Below are 19,114 nucleotides of genomic sequence, written 5' to 3' on the forward strand. Positions count from 1 at the left end.
GGGTTGGCAATTTTTGGACTTAATTTTTATTATCGTGTTGTTCATGCCACTTCTTGATCTGTTCCAGGCGTTCCTTGAACCGGATTTCATGGCCTTCACTCGTGGGTTTGTAGTAGACGTGGCCATCAACCGATGGTGGCATTGTTTTCATCGTCGTTAGTTTGTCTTGATAGTTATGCGCGAGTTCATATCCTTTCCCGTAGCCCAAGTTTTTCATTAACTTAGTGGGAGCGTTTCTGATTTGCAGTGGAACGGGATCATCAGCAGTTTCCTGGACGTCTTTCTTGGCCGCCAGTCGGGCTTTATAAAGGGCGTTTGATTTTGGTGCGAGTGAGAGGTACGTAACGGCCTCTACGAGGTGGACGTCACACTCTGGCATTCCTAGAAACTGGCAGGCCTGAAACACGTTAATGGCAACGTTTAAGGCGTTGGTATCAGCTAAGCCAACGTCTTCACTGGCAAACCGCACCAGTCGTCTTGCAATGTAAAGCGGGTCTTCTCCACCGTCTAGCATACGAGAAAGCCAGTAAATGGCTGCGTCAACGTCACTATTACGCATCGATTTATGCAAAGCTGAGATAATGTTGTAGTGTTCTTCGCCATTTTTGTCGTACAGCACAAATTTGTTACCAATCAGTTGTTTCAGACCATCTAACGTTATTTTAGTGACACCGTCTTTTTTGTCACCGTTGAGGACGGCCATTTCCAGGGTGTTTAAAGCTTTTCGGGCGTCACCGTTAGCAAAATTAGCAATCTCGTTAATTTCATCCTGGCCGATTTTGATATTTTGCTTGCCAAAGCCATCCGGATTCTTTAAGGCGTTGTTTAAAAGCGTCACCACGTCGGACGGTTTTAGGGCGTGCAGGACAAAGACCTTACAGCGTGATAGTAACGCCGAATTGACTTCAAACGACGGATTCTCGGTGGTGGCTCCAATCAAGATGATGCTCCCTTGCTCGACGTAAGGTAAAAAGGCGTCCTGTTGGGCTTTGTTGAAACGATGAATTTCGTCGACGAAGACAATCGTTTTTTGCCCAATTGCTTGATCTTGCTCAGCCTGACGCATGATTTTTTTAATTTTGCTGATGCTGCTGTCGGCCGCACTGAAACTATAAAAGTTTGATTGCGTTTTTCTGGCGATAATTTCGGCCAAAGTGGTTTTACCAACCCCAGGTGTTCCCCAGAAAATCATGGAAGAAACCTGGTCGTTTTCAATTAGTTCTCTTAAAATTTTTCCCTCTCCAAGGAGATTTTGCTGTCCCACAAATTGGTCTAAAGTCTTGGGACGAACCCGACTGGCCAAGGGGACGTTTTGATCTTGATTATTAAAAAGTGATTCTTGCCGCATGGTTACTCACTTCGATTCTGCTAGAAAGTTTAGTCTTTAATTAAGTTTAAGTTAATACACTTGGGGAAATCATGCAATCAATGGGTTTAAAAAAGCTCTCTGACTAAAATTTTAATCAAAGAACTTCTTTTGCTTAGATTTCGTATGATGGTTTAGTGGATAATAAATCTTTAACCTGTTCATCAAGGGTTGGTAATGGTCTACCAATGACCTGCGGCAGGTCCGGATCGTTGTCAGTATTGTTTTCTAGGATTTCTTGATGAGTCATGCCAAATTTGACGGCCTGTTCGTCGATGTTTTCATCTAAGACCCCGGCCCTGATCATGTCTTGAACGCCGACCATGAAATTAATTGAACCCTTGTCATAGCCACGTTTTGCTAAAGCTTGGCGGTAGTTGTCATCGTTTAACAAGTTAACCTTAAAGTCCCTGTTGGTGTTGGCAATGACTGAGGCTGCTAAGTCAGCGTAGGTGTGTTCGTTTCCATAGAACTCATAGACATCCTTGGTCTTTTCGTCGCTTGCCATGACCTTGGCCGCCGCAAACGCGTAGTATTTCTCTTCGGCCCAGCCAACTTTGCCGTCACCAGCGGAGAAGATAAAAGCCGCTCCCTTAGCGGAACGTTTGATGAGGTCGAGGTCGTTTTCTAGGTACCAGTTGTTTCTAAGAAAGGAATGGTTGATGCCAGTTGCCTCAATTAATTTTTCGGTCTTGGCGTGGTCCTCTGCTAGTGGCACCTTGGCGATGTCAGCATGAGGGAAGCTCGTATAAGCGATAAACTTGACCTTAGCTTTGACGGCGGCGTTGACCACGTTTTCGTGTTGGACGTAGCGGGGATGTTCTGGATCAGGTTGAGATGAGACAAACAGGAGCTTGTCAATTCCATCAAAGGCCTGATTCAGACTTACAGTGTCATTGTAGTCACCCTTTCTGATTTCCACTCCCGCAGGATACATCTTTTTGGCTTTCTCAGTATTTCTGGCAATTACGACGATGTCTTCGACAGGGACCAGTCGAATCAAGCCCAAGATAGCACGCTCACCGAAACGACCCGTTCCAGCAGTAACTCCATATTTCATAATATTTTCTCCTTAGTTTTCATTATCTAAAAACTAGCATTAATCTTTTCAAAAGGCAATTAAACCATTTTTGGAAATGATTCTTTATGAAAGCCGTGGTGATAATGATATAATAGGAACGTATAAACAGAAGAGGAGGGTTTAGTATGAGTGACAGAAGACCTAGTGAAAAACAAGAAAAGGATTTATTGCATAAGTTAGAAAAAGACGATCACAAAAAGGATCGTGGCCATGAAAACCGTTCAACCGATGGAAAAGAGATTCATAAACACATCGAACGTAGTGACCGTCCTGAAGAACCGAATAAGGATCGCAAATAATTAATGGTACAAAAAAAAGATCGCGAATCCGCGATCTTTTTTTTTGATTAGAATGAACGAACAATTAACAAAATTCCAAAGAACATGAAGTAAAATGCCACTAAGAATAATGCAACTGACATTGCCATGGCTGGTTGGAATAATAGAACAATTCCTAAGATCAAGCCAATAATACCAAGAATGACTTCAAACCAGAAGTAACCCTTGTGGTTTCTTTCGGCAAATCGACTGTACCATAGTTCAAACAATGAATCGATGATGAACCAGATTGATAACATCAACCAGATGTAGATTCCACCAACGGCAGGGTCTAAGAAGATCAAGATACCAATGATGATATCAAGCACACCGTTAATGACAAGCCAAATTGGTGACATCCCTAATGATTTGTCTAGTTGAGAAATTTCAGCAATCTTGAAGATCCCTTCAACGATTGACAAGATGGCAATGACGAAAACTAATGCCTTAAATGAGTTCAATGGATTCTTCAAAATGAAGAGTGATAAGATCACACTCAAGATTCCGATAACCAGTGAAAACGGGTCAAAGCCCTTTGTTTTACTAAACATATGAACACTCCTTTTTATTTATTAGCCTAAGCTTAAATTCATTTTACCAAAATTTAAGAAATAAACCACCATTGAAATGTTAAATGACGTAATTTAGGGAGATATTTAACTTTAAGGGAAGTTAATTGGAATAATTGACGTATCCTAGTTATGAAGGCTAGCTGGTTTTGTCAAAGACACTAGCGTTAAATGATTGAACTAACAAATTATTCCTAAAGAATTGTCACATTTGTTAGGTTACGTCACAAAAATATAATACAATGAACTGTGGTTACATAATTTTACAAATATTAATATCGAGGGATTTTTTAGCTATGAAAAAGAAAATGCATGTTTGGAAATACTACGTGGCCGCTTTTATCATTCCGGTCGTAGTGGCTTCCATCGTCTTCGCAATTTACGGAATAACACCATTTGGTAACCATAATCTACTTATCAGTGATTTGCTCACGCAGTACATGCCATTTTTTAAGTTACTTCGTGATCAGATGCTCCATCATACCTTTAGTGCATACTCGTTTTTGGTCTCGATTGGTGATAATACCGTTCCGATCTACACTTACTATTTAATGAGTCCTCTGAACTTATTGGTTTCATGGTTCAGTGTGGTTCACATGCCAATTCTGATCTCAATCATCATTTTAATTAAGATCGGACTAATTGGTTGGTCAATGGCCTTCTTTTTGAAAGTGAAGTATCACAGACAGGACATGATGCAAATCATGGCTGCCGTAGCATACAGTTTGAGTGGTTACGTTGCCCTCTACTTCTATGATTTCATGTGGCTTGAGGCCTTAATGATTCTACCGCTTTTAACCCTTGGAATTGAGCGACTGTTTTATAAGGGGAAATGGGGTGGATACGTTGTCGCTTTGACGGCCATCATTATCATGAATTACTACATGGGCTATATGCTATGTATTTACTCTGTGATCTATTTTGTTTACCTCGTCTTTTTGAACCGTCCAGCTAAAACTGGGTTTTGGCATTACTTAAAGGTTCATGGTTCCATGACATGTAAGTACGTCGTTAGTTCGATCATTGCCGGCCTGTTGTCGTGTTTCATGTTGATTCCATCAATTGTGGGGATGCTTTCAACCAGTAAGGGATTATTCAAGATCTGGGACTTTCTGCCTTATCCAAGGTTTAGTCCTGCTGTTTTTGTTAATCTTGGGGTGGGAGCCAATAACTTTATGGGTCGTTTGTCTCATGATCCAAGTATCTTTGTGGGCACGATCTTCATCATGGGCCTCTTAGTGTTCTGGTTATCGAAGAAGATTACGAAACGACAGAAACACGCTTCCTTCTGGCTAGTTGGGGCAATTTTCGTCGGGATGTGGATTACCACTTTTAACACTATTTGGCACATGTTCCAAAATCCAGCTGGATTTCCGTATCGAGAAGCCTTCATGTTCGGTTTTGTGACCATCATGTTTGCCTATGAAGCTTACATTAACGGAGCGTTTAAGGACAATCGAGTTGTTAAAAACGCTGGTTTAATCGTTTCCTTCCTGTTAGTAATTGGTTATGGTTGTGGCGATTTGGTTGCCTTATTTAACCACATGCATCAGTATGGCATTCAACTTATTGCTGGAAATTCTCATTTGATCTACGCCTTAATCTTTGTCTTAATAACCACGTTGTTGTTAATGGCAACGAATCGCTACGGCAAAAAGATTTGGTACCTGCTTTTCGCAGTCCTGTGCGTTGAGATGGGAGTTAACCTCTATCTCTCACTTCAGGGACGACGGATTGATGCGTTTAGGAATGCTCCTGCAATGTTTGGGAATCAGAAAAAATTTGAAAATGCCTATAACCAGTCTAAAGGCATTATTGACCAAAAAGTTGATAATAAGAAGAATCAAACGACGTTCCATCGTAATGACGTGAATAATCAACTGTACAGTGGGATCTTTGATCAGGATTACAACCAGTATAATGATGGAATTATCTTTAATTACCGTGGGGTAAGTGGCTATAGTTCAACTTTAAACATGCATACTCAAGCAGTCCTTTCTAATCTGGGATTATCGTCAAGAAACGTGCGCCGGGTTAGCGTGATTGGTAGTTCGCCGATTACCGACCAACTACTTGGAGTTACTAACCGGTTAACCATTTTGAAAAATGGTCAGACGATCAATAAAAAGAATGAACGCTATAGTGGACTGGGCTATGCGGTTTCTGATCGGATTGTTAAGACCAAACTAAACAAGGGTCATGTTTTTAAGAACCTGAATCGTTTCGTTCAAGACGAGTCCGGAACCAAGAAGAAGTTCATGCATAAGGCTCAGGTTACCGTTAATAATTCTGGTAAGTACCGTTATCAGACGGTTGATCCATACGATACTAGACAAATGGATACGGTGGACGGATACAAGTATAATTTGACGGTTAATCCGGTTATTTCCGGTAACCAATACATGTATCTGAGTCAGGCCAACCTCTACAAGGATAAAATCTTTGTGAATGGCAAGAAGATTCCTGAAAGATACCGGATGATCGGGACTGAAAACGTTAAGTTAGGTCATTTTGATAAAGGACAGAAATTTACGGTTAAGATTATTTCTTCTAATAGTCTGAAGGAGAAGAGTCTATTAAAGAGCTTCTCTGGCTTAGACGGTGTGGCTTTCAATCAATTTGTTGACGAAACTCAGCCATACAAGCTGAGAGTGGATCATCCTGAGAACCTGAAACTTTCAGGAGCCGATTTCACTGGTCACGTTAAGACGAGTTCAAAGCGCAACGTGCTCTTATTGAGTATTCCTTATGACAAGGGATGGCACGTGACTGAGAATGGTAAGAAAGTCAAGACCTTGATGGTTGCTGACGGCCTTACTGGGGTAAAATTAAAGCCCGGTAAACACACCCTTCACTTCCATTACCGCACTCCAGGATTAATCCTGGGATTGCTTTTGACCCTAGTTGGAATTTTGGGGGCATTCTGCGAGTGGCTATTCTACCGAAAACGAAATAAATAGAAATTAGCATTCCCAAAATACTTTGGGAATGTTTTTTGTTATAATTGGGTTAGAGTTAAGGAAACGAGTGAGGTAATAAATTATGAAAGTAACTGCATACTTAGTACGACACGGACAAACCTATATGAATCTTTATAACAAGGTACAAGGTTGGATTGATTCGCCTTTGACCAAAAAGGGACTTGAGGACGCCGATAACGCTGGTGAACGATTGAAGGACATCAATTTTGATGCGGCCTTTAGTAGTGATTCTGGTCGAGCCATTCAAACCGCCCACCATATTTTGCAAGCCAACAACAATAACATTAACATCATTAGTTATCAGTTCCCCGAATTACGGGAACAGTTCCACGGCTACTTTGAGGGTGAAAACTTGGAGCAGATGTGGCAGTTTGTTGGTGAGCAGGTCAAGACGACTTCTGAAGCCGGGGTTCTCAAAAACTTTGGTCTTGAAAAGGCTCGTGATTTGATTGCCAGAGCCGATTTGTACAATAATGCAGAGGACAACAAGACGTTTTGGAAGCGAGTTGACCGTGGAATTGATCGAATCCGAAAAAACACCAAGGATGGTGACAAGATCCTGATTGTTTCTCATGGGATGACCATTCGTTCCATCGTTGATCGTTATAATCCAGCGTTGGATATTGGTGAACCAGCTAAGAACGGTAGTATCACTAAGCTGATTATTACTGATAAAGATATCAAGGTTGAGTATTTTAATAGTTTAGATGAACAAGTCTAAAAAGTCGGGACAAGCGTCTCGGCTTTTTCTTATGCCTTTTTCAAATGGTTTACTTCTTAATTTGTGAATAATATAATTATGACAGTTTAAAGGAGGAGTAAAAAATGGTTGAATTATATGCAAGTCCTAGTAATTATGTCCAAGGTTCAGATGTATTAATGAACAGTGCGGACCGAATTGGTAAGTTTGGGAAAAAGGTGCTACTTCTATCAAGTGGGACGGCACTAAGAATGGTTGGAAATGACTTTGCTGATTACTTGAAACAACATGACTTTGAAGTAACCGTCGTTGATTTTGCCGGGGAATCATCTGAAAGTGAGATTGATCGGGTCACTAAGATTGGGCAAAATAACGATGATGACATTGTCATTGGTCTGGGCGGTGGCAAGGTTTCCGATAGTGCCAAAGCGATTGCTGACAACTTAAACACGACCGTAGTGATTGCCCCAACGATTGCCTCGACGGATGCGCCATGTTCGCGGTTATCGGTAATCTACACTGATAGTGGTCAATTTGACCACTATCGTTTTTATAAGAAGAATCCCGACATGGTGATTCTTGATACCAAGGTGATTAGTCAGGCGCCAGTCAAGTTTCTGATTTCAGGAATGGCTGATGCCATGGCGACTAACATTGAGGCGACAGATACCCGCAAGTCGAACGGGACGAACATGCTGGTTGGAAAATCCACCCTTGCTGGCGAAGCGATTGGACAAATGTGTGAACAAACGTTGTTTAAGTATGGCAGTTTAGCAGTGGCTTCAAACGTGGTTGGATCGGCTACTTCCGAACTTGATAAAGTCGCTGAAGCCAACACGCTTCTTAGTGGAATTGGTTTTGAAAGTGGTGGATTAGCAGCTGCTCACGCCATTTATAATGGTTTTACGGCTTTAAGTGGTGAGATTGACCAGCTATCTCACGGACAGAAGGTCGCCTTTGGAACCCTATGTGAGTTGGTTCTGACTGGTTCTGATCACCGTCAATTTGAGAAGTATTTGAAATTTGATCTTGAATTTGGCCTTCCAACGACGTTAGCGGATCTGAAGTTAGGGGACGCTAGTGATGAAGAGTTAATGAAGGCAGCTACTCAAGCATGTGATCCAAAGGATACCATGGCTAATTTGCCAGTATCGGTAACTCCAATAGATGTGATGAACGCTATGAAAGCTGTTTCTGAATTCAGTCATGAGTATCAGGTTAAGAATGGGTTAGGTAATTAAAATGAATAATCGTGATGATGTAGTTGAATACATTAAAAAGAAGTTTGATGTTGAACCAGATCGACCTTTTAAAGAATATCCGAAGTACTTGGCTTTTCGTCACAAAGATGACCAGAAGTGGTTTGGCTTGGTCATGAACGTGCCTCAAAATAAGTTAGGATTAAACGGGACTGATGAGATTGATGTCTTAGACGTGAAAGTTGATCCAGATGTTGCCGGACTTTTGAAACAGTCTAAGGGATATTTACCGGCTTATCACATGAACAAGGAGCACTGGATTACGGTTGTGCTTGGTGAAGTTGATTCAAAACAGGTCCAAAAGATGATTCAAGATAGTTTTAAAATGACTTTAAAGTAAGAATTAAAGCTAAGTAGATGATGACACAGCCGTCAAAGATAGTATCTCGCATACTAAACTGGGTTTCGTGATATCTAGTTGATTGGGATTTAGGCGTGTAGCCACGGGCATCTAAAGTATTGGCTAGCTTATTAGCGTGGTTTGTGACCGCGTACAACAGTGGAATAATGAGTTGAACGTGGAGCTTGATTTTCTTGGTCAATTTTGATGAAGTAAAGTCAACTCCACGACTGGCTTGGGCAATTTTCAGATCGTTTAATTCACCTAAAATGATGGGAATGAACTGCAGGGTGAGAGTAATCATTAACGAAAACTCAGATACAGGTAGATGCAGATAAGTTAATGGTCTCAGTAGTCGTGAGATTGCCTGCGATAAATCGGATGGACTGGTCGTAAACGATAAAAGGGCGGCCACCAGAATCAGGAGAATGATTTTAACGCAAAGCTTGCTTCCATAAAGCCAACCACCCACGTTCATCTGATTTATATCCAAGTCGTGATTGGTTGGAAAAATTCCATGATAAATTAAAATAAACACTAAAATGAACAAAATGGGCTTGATGGAACTAAGTGCCATGCTTACTTTGATGTGTGCCAAGTGATACAGTCCAATTAGTCCTAAAGCACCGATTCCAATTTGAATGGTCGTGGTTGACCACATGAACGTGATCGTTACAAGCGTGATACCGATGAGCTTAGTTCGCGGATCTAATTGTTGCATGAAGGAATGATTGTTTGCGTATGTGCCGAAGATAAAATTATTCATGTTTGAGGTGTGATACCAGACTAATTTTCTTGGTGGAAGCACAGATTAAACTAACGATCACGGCTTTGATGATATCACCAGGGATGAAGGCTAAGTTTGAAACTAGTGAGGCCGTTACTGACATGTGGGCAATCACTGAGAGGTACATGGCCCCAAAAACGTCGATTAAAATCACACCACCGATAATATTGGCGATGAGATACTTCCAGAAATTAATCTTCTTCCATGATATTTCGACCAAAAATCCAATGAGAAGGGCGGCAATGGGCCAAATGATGAAGTAACCACCGGTCGGCCCCACTAAAATTCCTAAACCGCCACGTCCGCCAGAAAGGACTGGCAGACCAATTAAGACCAGCATAACTACCAGTAGGGCACTTAGAAAGCCGTTTTTCTTACCTAGAAAACTTCCCTGAAGCATGATACCCATACTTTGTAGCGTAATTGGAACTGGGATAAACGGCAGTGTCAGCGGTGGAAAGAGGCCTAACACAACGACGATTGCGGCAAATAGCGCGTCATAAACAAGTTCTTTGGTCTTCATGATTGTTGTTCTCCTTAATTAATTACTTAAATGTCTTTATTTAAGATTATCGATTAAATTACCGTTATACAATCTTCTTTTGAAATTATTATCTTGATATAATGTTACGTGAGCATTTTAGATATTTAATATTGTAAACACTTAATTAAGTATGCAACTTTTATAGTTTTTCTGATTTCATTTTAATAATGATATCTATGGTATTCTGAATATTGTTGAATTATACTTCTTTTATTTAAAATGTGAGGAATTTAAATGAATAATAATAAAGATGCATTTTTTTGTACTTTTTGTGAACAAAATTTTTCTTTAGTTGGTGGGTCAAGCTATTTTGAGGGGTATTTTGATATATCATGCTTTGTTAGATCAAGTGAAAGAGACGGTCTATTGGAAAATGTAATACTAAGTGGAGGAGTACTAAGTGGGGGAGTACTAAGAGGACAAGGGTTACCATCTTTAAAGGAATGTTTACATCTAATGATGTATAAGTGTCCCAATTGTAAAAAAGTTAGTGTCATTCTTGATACAAAGGGAACAAAATATGGGGATAGGAAAATAATGGTTAATCCTGTGTCCGAAGCAAAACAATTTCCTGCTTATATACCTAAAAATATTAGAGAAGATTACGAAGAAGCATATTCAATATTAAATTTGAGTCCTAAAGCTTCTGCTACTTTATCAAGGAGAGCATTAGCAGAACTCATAAGAGATCATTTTGATATAGCTGAAACAAATTTATATAGAGCAATTAATGATGTAAAAGATAAAATGACACCCGTGATATGGAAGGCAATTGATGGATTACGAAACATTGGTAATGTTGGTGCGCATATGAAAGAAAAAAATGGAGAAATAGTTGATATAGATTCCGGAGAAGCTGAAAAATTATTAAAACTATTAGAGTTCTTGATTCAAAATTGGTATGTTCAAGAACATGAAAATGAAAAATTACTTAAAGATATTAATAATATATCAAAAGAAAAATAATTAAAAAACAGTTGGTAAAAAATTTACTGTTTTCATTTCATTCTTAATTTATTAAATTAAGAATGAAATTATAAATAATAGGACTTATAACAGTAATAAGACCTACTATTTATATATAAAATTATATATAAAAATTATGAAATTGCATTAGAGTTATCCAATTGCATGTGACTTTTGTGGAGTCGTTATCATGCAATGAAGCTCGGTGTCTTCTTTTCTAGTCAATTGACCAGAAAGGGATCCATATAAAAAAGAGGTCACACCTTCGTGTGACCTCTTTTTCGTACCCTTTAAAAGAACTGTTTAATGTTATTAGTAATTTTCCGCATGTCCCGATCGTCTAACTTTGCGACCAACTTGGTTTCACTTCGAACTTCCATGTCCACGGTTCGGACGTGCTGAAGCATGGCAGTCCCATGAACGTTTTTGTTATTAACCTGAAAGTATAGTGGTGATTTCACGTACTTCTTTTCTTCCAGGTACTTAGCGGAAGAACTGATTGGAATTACAATCACCGTGTTCATTAGATGATTATAGTGATTATTACTAACAACCAGACACGGACGTTTTTTCTTGGTTTCGGTGCCAAGTGCCGGTTCAAGATTAACGAAGTAAATCTCACCTTGTTTATAATTCATTAATCGATAACCTCCGACCCCTGATCAGGGCCCCAATCTTGTTCCGAACTGCTGACGTTACCGTATTTCTTTTCCTGATCTTCAACGATTTTCCAAAACCCTTCAAAGGATTCTTTAGGTGCCATTGTTACCGAACCATCTTTTTGAATTGTAAATTCCAGTTGGTCGTTTTGCTTAAGATTGAGAATGTCACGGACGGTTTTTGGAATCGTAATTTGATTCTTACTCGTCATTGTTGCTGTGATTTTAATTTTGTTTGTCAACATGCATTAACCTCCCATATGCCCTCATCCAATGTAGCTCAAAATCAAGGGAAAGGGAAGCAATTTGTGCAGGCTAAACCATTCTTTTGTCGAACCATTTTGCAAGTAAGGAGAGTCCGTAGTTAATAATGAAGTACATAATGGCAATCGTGACAAACATCGGGATCATGTAATTAGGGTTCTGACCGTAGATGACCTGAGACCTAAAGGTTAGTTCTGGAAGGACAATGGCGGTTGCTAACGAAGTATCCTTAACTAGTGAAATGAATTGGGAAATCAGTGGTGGAATGGACTTCTTTAGGGCCTGTGGCAACAGGATGTGCCATAACGTTTGGGCCTTATTCATTCCGGTAGAAAGGGCACCTTCAGCTTGGTCAACTCCAACTGAGAGTAAGCCACCACGGATAATCTCGCCAACCATACTGGCTTCAAAGACCGACATGGCAACGACCGTGGCCGCAAAGGAATTCAACTCGACCCCTAACTTTGGTAAAGCGAAGAAGGTGAAGAAGATAAGAAGCAGTAAGGGAAGATTCCTGATGGTGTTGGAAATGAAACGAACCGTTTTGGTAAAGTAGGGAACTTTTTCAAATAGGATAATTCCGATTAGAGTTCCTAGGATAAAACTAATAATAATTGAAATCACTGATACCAGAATGGTAACCACTAGACCACCCAGTAAATAGTGCATGTTAATTAAACTAAATGCTCCACTCATTGTGTGACACCTCCGTTCACTTTGCGCTCAATCACGCTCATGCATTTGGAAACGGAGACGGTGATGATGAGGTACAAAATTCCAACGATGATGTAGGTGTTAAATGGGTCAAGATTTTCACCAGAGATAACGTTGGCCTGGTACATTAAATCGAATCCGGCCACAAATGACAGAATTGATGAGTTTTTCACCAAGTTAATGAACTGGTTTCCAAGCGATGGAATGGCTAGCTTGAATCCTTGGGGTAAGACCACTTGAATCATGGCCTGAGTGTACGTTAATCCGTTCGCTCTGGCACCTTCCATCTGGCCCGGATCAACTGAATCAACGCCACCTCTAATACACTCAGCGATAAACGCAGACGTATAGAGGATTAATCCAATGGTCCCAGACCAAAATCCAGAAATGTGAAAATCAGCTGCGACCACCACGTAGAAGAATAAGGTGATGACCAGAAGTGGGATGTTTCTAAAGAATTCGACAAACGCACTTCCGATGAATTTAAGTAATTTATTTGGAGCCATTTCTAGAAGGGCAAAGATGGTCCCCAAGACTAGTGATCCAACTAATCCAATGATTGAGGATAGGATGGTAATCCAGAAGCCGTCTAGAAGAGTTTTCCAATTTTCAAGAAAGATATTTATCATTTTTCAAGACTCCTCCAATCTAATCCAGGCACGTTTGAGAACCATTTCTTAATCAGCTTGTTGTAAGTCCCGTCGGAAATGACCTGTTCTAAAGCTTTGTCCATAGCGGATTTCAGTTCAGGTTGGTGCTTGTTCATTGCTAGTCCGTAGGGTTGATTAGTGAATGGTTTTCCAACAACCTTGGTGGAACGATTTTGATCAGCTAGACCATATAGAATGGCGTTATCGGTAGTCACGGCCACTCCCTGACCAGATTCAAGAGCACTTAAAGCCTGGGAGTTATCTGGCATCGAGATGACCTTTGCCTTGGGAGCAAACTGTTTCATGGTTTGAATCGCAGTGGTTCCGATCGTCGTGATCACGGTGTATTTAGGATTGTTTAACTGACGAATGTCCTTAATTGGGGAATCTTTTTTAACCAGGATTGATTGGCCAGCTGGAAAATACGGTTTGGTAAAGTCAATCACTTTGGCTCTCTCGGGTGTGATGGTCATCGTTGCGGCTACTGCTTCAACCTGATTGTTTTTTAGTAATTGGATTTTAGAGTTAGTGGTGACCGAAGTGAATTCGGGCTTGATTTTCGTTCCGGCGTCCTTGGCCATTTGGGCGGTGACGGCGCGTGCCATGTCGACATCAAATCCTTCACTTTGACCGGTCTTGGGACTAATTAAGCCAAACAGTCTGGTATCACCCTTAACTCCCCAGTGCATGACGTGGCTGTCCTTGATCCTGGCGTAGTCATTGGTTGCGACCGATTGATGTTTCTTGGCCTCAAGTCCGGTGAAAATGCCGCCAATGATTATGACAATTAGGATGACGGAGGCAATCAAACCCACTCGTTTTAACTTAAATTTACTCATGGAATCTACCTCACTTTTTATTTATGTTCAACTTGTGATAGGAATTTGCGAGCTCGTTCGGTCTTAGGGTGATCGAAAAATTCATCGGTTTTAGAATTTTCCAGGATTTTCCCGTCAGCCATGAAAATAACGCGATCAGCAACGGATCTGGCAAAGCCCATTTCGTGAGTAACAACGAGGGTCGTCATGTCCGATGTGTTAGCAATGTCCTGCATGATGTCTAACACACTTCCGACCATCTCGGGATCAAGGGCAGAGGTTGGTTCGTCAAACAGCAACACCTTGGGATTCATTGCTAGGGAGCGAGCAATAGCAATTCGCTGTTGTTGACCACCGGATAATTGAGCTGGGTATTTGGCTCCCTGTTCTGGTAGGTTAACTCGTTCAAGTAGTTTTTTTGCTACCTTTTCGTTTTCAGCTTGAGGACGTTTTAAGACGATTCGTGGAGCCAACGTGATGTTTTCGGTGATGGTTTTGTTGTTGTAAAGGTTGAAATGTTGAAAGACCATCCCAACGTCAGTTCTAAGTTTATTGAGGTTGGTTTTGTTGCTTGACAGATCTTTGCCGTCAACAATGAGTTGTCCCTGTTGAATGGTCTCTAGTCCATTAATGGTTCTAAGTAAAGTTGATTTACCCGATCCAGATGGTCCGATTAACACAACGTTTTCACCTTCATGAATATCAAGGTTAATGTTGGTTAACGCGTGAAATTTGCCGTAGTACTTTTCTACGTCTTTGAATTGAATGATTGATCCCATTAAATTGTCCTCCTTATCATAAGCTCCAAAAAATGTATTTTGGGGTTATGACTAGATTATACGCATTGAAAGGAAATTACTAGCACTGATGGTACATTTTGTTACACAAAAGTAAATTTTTTTATCAGAACAACAAAAAAGGTCCCAAAATACGAACATTATGGGGCCTCTTAGCTTAATTATCTTTAAAATGGAACTTACTTAGTGGTTGATCTTTTGAAATGATTTCATCAATGCTTCTCTAAGCTTCGGATCGTGAGCAAAGATGAAAGTCCCAAAGACACCGCGCTTCATCAACACGTTCACGGAGTTCAGGATGATTTGCCGCCTTATTTGTGCAAATTTTTTTGGATCCGTGATGTCTTTGCGGTGTTTTTTGCTTTCAACATCGGTTTGCTTTTTTAAATCGACCTTTACGCGATGATCCTTAGGGTCAAGATAGATTGGCGGACCTAAAATAATGCCAACGTAGTTCAAATCAAATCCCTGACAGGTGTAAATGGAGCCAACTTCATTGATGGTTTGAGGAATTTCCGCCCACGGAGTACTGGTGTAATTGTACTGATCCCACGGCATTTTGAAACCTCCGAGCTCTTTGATGTAATGTTTTCCGCCATCTAAAGTCGATGGATAGCCAGTAGTTGAAACAATTCGAGATAAACCCACCTCATCGTTCTTCTTCATAATCGCTTGACGCATTTTTTCAGCGTCATCAAAGATTTGAAAGTCGTAACCAGTATCGGCGTCCTTGGGGATTGGCAACAACTTGCCCGCCGTAAATTCATTGATCCAATGAACAAGGTCTGGTTTAGCGGTCATGCGAAACTGATGGGTCAGTTGATAGCTTTCGTGATAGTAGGGCTCAAGTAGTTTGTTTAAACGTTGTTTGTCCCAGTAACACTTGGTCCGTAGTACCTGATTCATATCAAAAACGGCGATGATGACCTTGCTTGACTTAATGATTTCTTCTAACTGGTTTTCCTGGTAGAAATTATTGTAGTGGTCCGGTGAAGACAGTAGAAGATGGGCCTCATCAACAATCACCACGTCAGCACGTTCGTTTCGCTTGTGCATTTGGTTAATAAATGAGGTGGGACGCATAAAGTTCTTTTTTAAAACGTTATCCTCGGATCCAGCAATTTGTTTGTAAACCTTCAAAATTTCCGGGTGGTTAACTAAGAAGTAATTTTTTGTACCATGAAGCTTGCCACTTTTCGTTGCGGCTTGCTGAAGGTTGAAAAAAAGTTGGCTTAAAATGACACTTTTACCCGTACCGGCATCTCCAAAGATCGTGAAAACGGACGGTTGTTTTTGATCGATTCGTTGCTTAGTAAATTGTTCAATTTGATTGATTAATTGTTCCTGTTCCTTAGTTAAATGGTGAAGGTTCGGAGCAAGTTTCTTAATTGCTTGATTGTTATGCATTTTTTGCGAGGTGCTTTCTTTGAATTGTCCAGTTAACTAGCGCAAGGATTAAGCCGAAAACGGCCAGTACGAACAGGAGTAAGAAGTCCATGTGACCACCCATGACCGTCTTTGAGACGTATTGGGCAGCACTGTGAGCCTGGTTCTGGTTAAAGGCGTAGATCGTTGCCAGGACACTAGTACCGATTGAACCAGCATATTGTTGGAGCATGTTGAATAACGAGTTCACGTCGGCTGAATCAGATTGTGGAGCGGTTTCTTGAGCGTTGGTAATGGTACAGGAGAACGCGCAGTTAAATCCAATTCGTAAAAGTGCGAATAACAGCGTCAACACGACCACCGTGAAGGCCGCGGTCATGGAACTAAACAAGAACGTGGCGATTGAGAGAAGAACCATCCCAATCATGATTGGTTTAAAGGCTCCGAACCGGTCGTAAGCGCCTCCCGCAAATGGCGAAATGAGTCCACCAATGATTGAACCTGGAAGCAGGATCAGTCCGGCAACCATGGCACTGGTATGAAGAACCGTTTCAGCGTAAATTGGAATTACGAATGACGCCCCGATGTTAATGAACATCAACAAGAAGTAGTTCACGGCGTTCAGTGAAACCGTGGGGATTTTGAGTGGGTGAAGCGACATTAGCTGGGAATCACCATGACCATTGAGGTAGATAAATAAGACCAGGGTGATTAATCCAATGACGATGGGAATGAGGCCACTCATAAACGTTGCACCTTTGACGCCAAACTGGTTAGCACCCCAAACAAATGAGAATAGGGTCACGATCAAGAGGGCAAAGCTAACGAAATCAAATCGTTTGGAGATTCCCGGAGCTTTAAGATCAATGCTCTTAAGTCCGATAAACAGGGTAATTAGGACGATTGGGAAAGCCACGATGAAGATGTAACGCCATGAAAGTAGTGATGATAGCGTTCCCCCGTAAGTTGGTCCCAGTGCGGGAGCTAGTGAGATAACCATTGAAGCAATTCCAGTATAAAAGCCGATTTTTGGTCGGGGTACTTCAGCAAAAATGATTTGATACATCATCGGAAGTGAGATTCCGGTGGCAGCTGCTTGAATTAGTCGTCCGACTAATAGGAGCCAGAAGTTGGGTGCGACCGCACACAAAATATCACCAAGGATAAACGCGGTGACCGCAAAGACGAAAATGTTTTTTAGTGGGAATTTCTTTAGGAGGTATGCCGTCGTTGCCATGGTAATGGTAACGACTAGTAGGTATCCAGTTGAAATCCACTGAACTAAGTTTAACGAAATGTGAAAAATTTGTGAGAGTTCTGGAAACGTAACGTTCATTGAAGTTTCTAATAGAATTCCACAAAATGATAGTAACGCGGTGGCGAGGATCGCGATTTTGGTTTTTAAGCTTACTTTTGAATCCAAATAATTTCCTCCATTACCGTATTTTATTTGTTGGCGTCGTTAACCGCCTTGTTGACGGCATTTCTAAAGCCGGTGGCGTCTAAAGCAACCACCCCACGAATAGTAGAACCACCAGGTGAGGTAACTTGGTCTTTCAAAGTTGCCGGTGAAATGCCAGTATCGAGTGCTAATTTGCCACTGCCTTGAACCATACTTGCAGCGACCTTAAAGGCGGTCTCACGGTCAAGGCCATTTTGAACGGCGGCGTCAGCTAAGGCGTCCATGAAGACGTCGACAAAAGCTGGGCCACATCCAGCAACCGTTCCCACGATGCCAAGGTTTTGGTTACTGGTCTTAATGAGCGTTCCTAGGTTAGTGACAACGTCTAAAGCCGACTTAACGTCTGCTTCATTAGCATTCTTAGATTTACCAACGGCGATGCAACCGGCGTTCACGGCAACCGGGATGTTAGGTACGATACAAACCACTGAGTTGTTTTGGTGCACGTCATTAATGGCTTGTTCACTAACCCCCTGGGCCGCTGAAACGATCACAGTTTGGTCTGGCAATTTGGTGTTCTTCAGCACTGCCACTGTGATTGGTGCGGGAGTTGTTACAAATAGGACGTTTAAGTCACTTGGAAAATCATCGGTGACAATTGTGAAGCCAAGGTCTTTTGAGAAGTTTTTGAGCTCGTCGGTTACGTGATGTCCCTTTACTAAAATGTCACTTGCGTTATATTTGTTGACAAGTCCTTTAATGATGGCGCTGCCCATATGGCCGGCACCTAATACTCCAATTTTCATGTGATTCACTCCTTAATTTATCATTATGATAATAATGATACATCATTGTTAATTGGTTATGTAAGCAGGAATTAACAAACCAATGATTTTACCGAGAGAAAGTTACTATTGGTAAGCGCTTACAGCTAATGATATAATGAAAGTAATAATTCACAAACCAAACATCAGAAAGGGGTTGGCAATTTGAGCTTAAAAAGTTGGTTTAGTAATTTGACGGATAAGGAGACCCCGAGCCTTTCGGATTCGAAACTGGCCGATAACGTTCAATTCATTGATAACGAAGGAAAATACCTTGAAACGGTTGTTAATAGTTTTAAAGATAACTCCGGGTTAGTTCATTATCGTGGTGATGGTTACACCGTTGAGAATTCATTTGCGTTTGCGATTGGTGACCTAGTCAATGACGATAACTTGCTTGAAAAATGCGCTTATTCGATTAAATTGTTAAAAAGAATGGACGCACCCAAAAAATCAAAGTTGGCCTCCTTAATTGCGCAGTTGATTAAGATGATTACGTATGTTTCTGATTATGTTACGGGAATGCGGCGTGATATGCGCCAGGGAACAACTGGTCATGCTGCGATCCAGATGTTCTGGCGTAGTGAGAAGGCCATTAAGGAATTTAAAGTTGAAAAAGTGTACACGGTCGCACTTGTTAATGCTGATGAACCAGTAACTAAATGAAAGTATCAAAAAACTGGACTCAAA

General features: G+C 41.0%; 21 protein-coding genes. 7 read left to right on the forward strand and 14 right to left on the reverse strand.

Annotation, left to right across the window (positions count from 1 at the left end; translation table 11 throughout):
* Window positions 1–19: 19 nt before the first annotated feature.
* Window positions 20–1,348: a replication-associated recombination protein A gene (locus tag AC6UDC_RS01545; protein ID WP_500720993.1), complete on the reverse strand. Its 1,329-nt coding sequence runs from the start codon at window positions 1,346–1,348 to the stop codon at window positions 20–22.
* A gap of 133 nt (window positions 1,349–1,481) precedes the next feature.
* Window positions 1,482–2,426, reverse strand: coding sequence for an NmrA family NAD(P)-binding protein (locus tag AC6UDC_RS01550; RefSeq protein ID WP_500720995.1), 945 nt, complete (start codon window positions 2,424–2,426; stop codon window positions 1,482–1,484).
* A 146-nt stretch (window positions 2,427–2,572) separates the two neighbouring features.
* On the opposite strand from AC6UDC_RS01550, the gene AC6UDC_RS01555 reads away from it, so the two are divergent.
* The gene (locus tag AC6UDC_RS01555; RefSeq protein ID WP_500720997.1) at window positions 2,573–2,746 is read left to right on the forward strand and encodes a hypothetical protein; all 174 of its coding nucleotides are present in this window, start codon (window positions 2,573–2,575) and stop codon (window positions 2,744–2,746) included.
* A gap of 47 nt (window positions 2,747–2,793) precedes the next feature.
* Here the strand turns inward: AC6UDC_RS01555 and AC6UDC_RS01560 are convergent, their stop codons facing one another.
* Window positions 2,794–3,315, reverse strand: a complete 522-nt coding sequence (locus AC6UDC_RS01560) for an HdeD family acid-resistance protein (RefSeq protein ID WP_500720999.1) — start codon at window positions 3,313–3,315, stop codon at window positions 2,794–2,796.
* A 314-nt stretch (window positions 3,316–3,629) separates the two neighbouring features.
* On the opposite strand from AC6UDC_RS01560, the gene AC6UDC_RS01565 reads away from it, so the two are divergent.
* The 4 genes from AC6UDC_RS01565 to AC6UDC_RS01580 all read left to right on the forward strand — a co-directional run bounded on the left by AC6UDC_RS01565 (window position 3,630) and on the right by AC6UDC_RS01580 (window position 8,613).
* Window positions 3,630–6,293 carry a YfhO family protein gene (locus AC6UDC_RS01565; RefSeq protein WP_500721001.1) on the forward strand — a complete coding sequence of 888 codons (2,664 nt, stop codon included), beginning with the start codon at window positions 3,630–3,632 and terminating at the stop codon, window positions 6,291–6,293.
* An 82-nt stretch (window positions 6,294–6,375) separates the two neighbouring features.
* Window positions 6,376–7,035, forward strand: coding sequence for a histidine phosphatase family protein (locus AC6UDC_RS01570; protein ID WP_500693372.1), 660 nt, complete (start codon window positions 6,376–6,378; stop codon window positions 7,033–7,035).
* A 104-nt stretch (window positions 7,036–7,139) separates the two neighbouring features.
* Window positions 7,140–8,255, forward strand: coding sequence for a glycerol dehydrogenase (locus AC6UDC_RS01575; protein WP_500721003.1), 1,116 nt, complete (start codon window positions 7,140–7,142; stop codon window positions 8,253–8,255).
* A gap of 1 nt (window position 8,256) precedes the next feature.
* Window positions 8,257–8,613, forward strand: a complete 357-nt coding sequence (locus AC6UDC_RS01580; RefSeq protein ID WP_500699032.1) for an MmcQ/YjbR family DNA-binding protein — start codon at window positions 8,257–8,259, stop codon at window positions 8,611–8,613.
* On the opposite strand, the gene AC6UDC_RS01585 is transcribed toward AC6UDC_RS01580, so the two are convergent.
* The gene (locus AC6UDC_RS01585) at window positions 8,594–9,379 is read right to left on the reverse strand and encodes an energy-coupling factor transporter transmembrane component T family protein (protein WP_500721005.1); all 786 of its coding nucleotides are present in this window, start codon (window positions 9,377–9,379) and stop codon (window positions 8,594–8,596) included. The genes AC6UDC_RS01580 and AC6UDC_RS01585 overlap by 20 nt on opposite strands.
* A complete protein-coding gene (locus tag AC6UDC_RS01590) occupies window positions 9,372–9,923 on the reverse strand; it encodes a biotin transporter BioY (RefSeq protein WP_500721007.1) in 552 nt (183 codons plus the stop codon). Before AC6UDC_RS01590 ends, AC6UDC_RS01585 begins: the two co-directional genes overlap by 8 nt.
* Window positions 9,924–10,178: 255 nt before the next feature.
* On the opposite strand from AC6UDC_RS01590, the gene AC6UDC_RS01595 reads away from it, so the two are divergent.
* Window positions 10,179–10,910: a DUF4145 domain-containing protein gene (locus AC6UDC_RS01595; protein ID WP_500721009.1), complete on the forward strand. Its 732-nt coding sequence runs from the start codon at window positions 10,179–10,181 to the stop codon at window positions 10,908–10,910.
* Between the two features lie 290 nt (window positions 10,911–11,200).
* Here the strand turns inward: AC6UDC_RS01595 and AC6UDC_RS01600 are convergent, their stop codons facing one another.
* The 9 genes from AC6UDC_RS01600 to AC6UDC_RS01640 all read right to left on the reverse strand — a co-directional run bounded on the left by AC6UDC_RS01600 (window position 11,201) and on the right by AC6UDC_RS01640 (window position 18,406).
* Complete coding sequence (locus AC6UDC_RS01600; protein ID WP_500693377.1) at window positions 11,201–11,548, reverse strand: type II toxin-antitoxin system PemK/MazF family toxin; 348 nt, start codon at window positions 11,546–11,548, stop codon at window positions 11,201–11,203.
* Window positions 11,548–11,814, reverse strand: a complete 267-nt coding sequence (locus AC6UDC_RS01605; RefSeq protein WP_500693378.1) for an AbrB/MazE/SpoVT family DNA-binding domain-containing protein — start codon at window positions 11,812–11,814, stop codon at window positions 11,548–11,550. Before AC6UDC_RS01605 ends, AC6UDC_RS01600 begins: the two co-directional genes overlap by 1 nt.
* A gap of 70 nt (window positions 11,815–11,884) precedes the next feature.
* Complete coding sequence (locus AC6UDC_RS01610) at window positions 11,885–12,529, reverse strand: amino acid ABC transporter permease (RefSeq protein WP_500693379.1); 645 nt, start codon at window positions 12,527–12,529, stop codon at window positions 11,885–11,887.
* On the reverse strand, window positions 12,526–13,176 hold the full coding sequence (locus tag AC6UDC_RS01615; RefSeq protein WP_500693380.1) for an amino acid ABC transporter permease: 651 nt from the start codon (window positions 13,174–13,176) through the stop codon (window positions 12,526–12,528). The genes AC6UDC_RS01610 and AC6UDC_RS01615 overlap by 4 nt, the downstream gene beginning before the upstream one ends.
* The gene (locus AC6UDC_RS01620) at window positions 13,173–14,036 is read right to left on the reverse strand and encodes a transporter substrate-binding domain-containing protein (RefSeq protein ID WP_500708400.1); all 864 of its coding nucleotides are present in this window, start codon (window positions 14,034–14,036) and stop codon (window positions 13,173–13,175) included. The genes AC6UDC_RS01615 and AC6UDC_RS01620 overlap by 4 nt, the downstream gene beginning before the upstream one ends.
* A gap of 17 nt (window positions 14,037–14,053) precedes the next feature.
* Window positions 14,054–14,794: an amino acid ABC transporter ATP-binding protein gene (locus AC6UDC_RS01625; protein WP_500695375.1), complete on the reverse strand. Its 741-nt coding sequence runs from the start codon at window positions 14,792–14,794 to the stop codon at window positions 14,054–14,056.
* 201 nt (window positions 14,795–14,995) lie between these two features.
* Window positions 14,996–16,219: a DUF2075 domain-containing protein gene (locus AC6UDC_RS01630; RefSeq protein ID WP_500721011.1), complete on the reverse strand. Its 1,224-nt coding sequence runs from the start codon at window positions 16,217–16,219 to the stop codon at window positions 14,996–14,998.
* Entirely contained in the window at window positions 16,212–17,621 is a 1,410-nt protein-coding gene (locus AC6UDC_RS01635; RefSeq protein ID WP_500721013.1) for an MFS transporter, read from the reverse strand. The genes AC6UDC_RS01630 and AC6UDC_RS01635 overlap by 8 nt, the downstream gene beginning before the upstream one ends.
* A 23-nt stretch (window positions 17,622–17,644) precedes the next feature.
* Window positions 17,645–18,406, reverse strand: coding sequence for a pyrroline-5-carboxylate reductase family protein (locus AC6UDC_RS01640; RefSeq protein WP_500693385.1), 762 nt, complete (start codon window positions 18,404–18,406; stop codon window positions 17,645–17,647).
* A gap of 183 nt (window positions 18,407–18,589) precedes the next feature.
* On the opposite strand from AC6UDC_RS01640, the gene AC6UDC_RS01645 reads away from it, so the two are divergent.
* Entirely contained in the window at window positions 18,590–19,090 is a 501-nt protein-coding gene (locus AC6UDC_RS01645) for a hypothetical protein (protein WP_500693386.1), read from the forward strand.
* Window positions 19,091–19,114: the final 24 nt, after the last annotated feature.

Source organism: Fructilactobacillus sp. X7R7C1 (genome assembly GCF_059901065.1).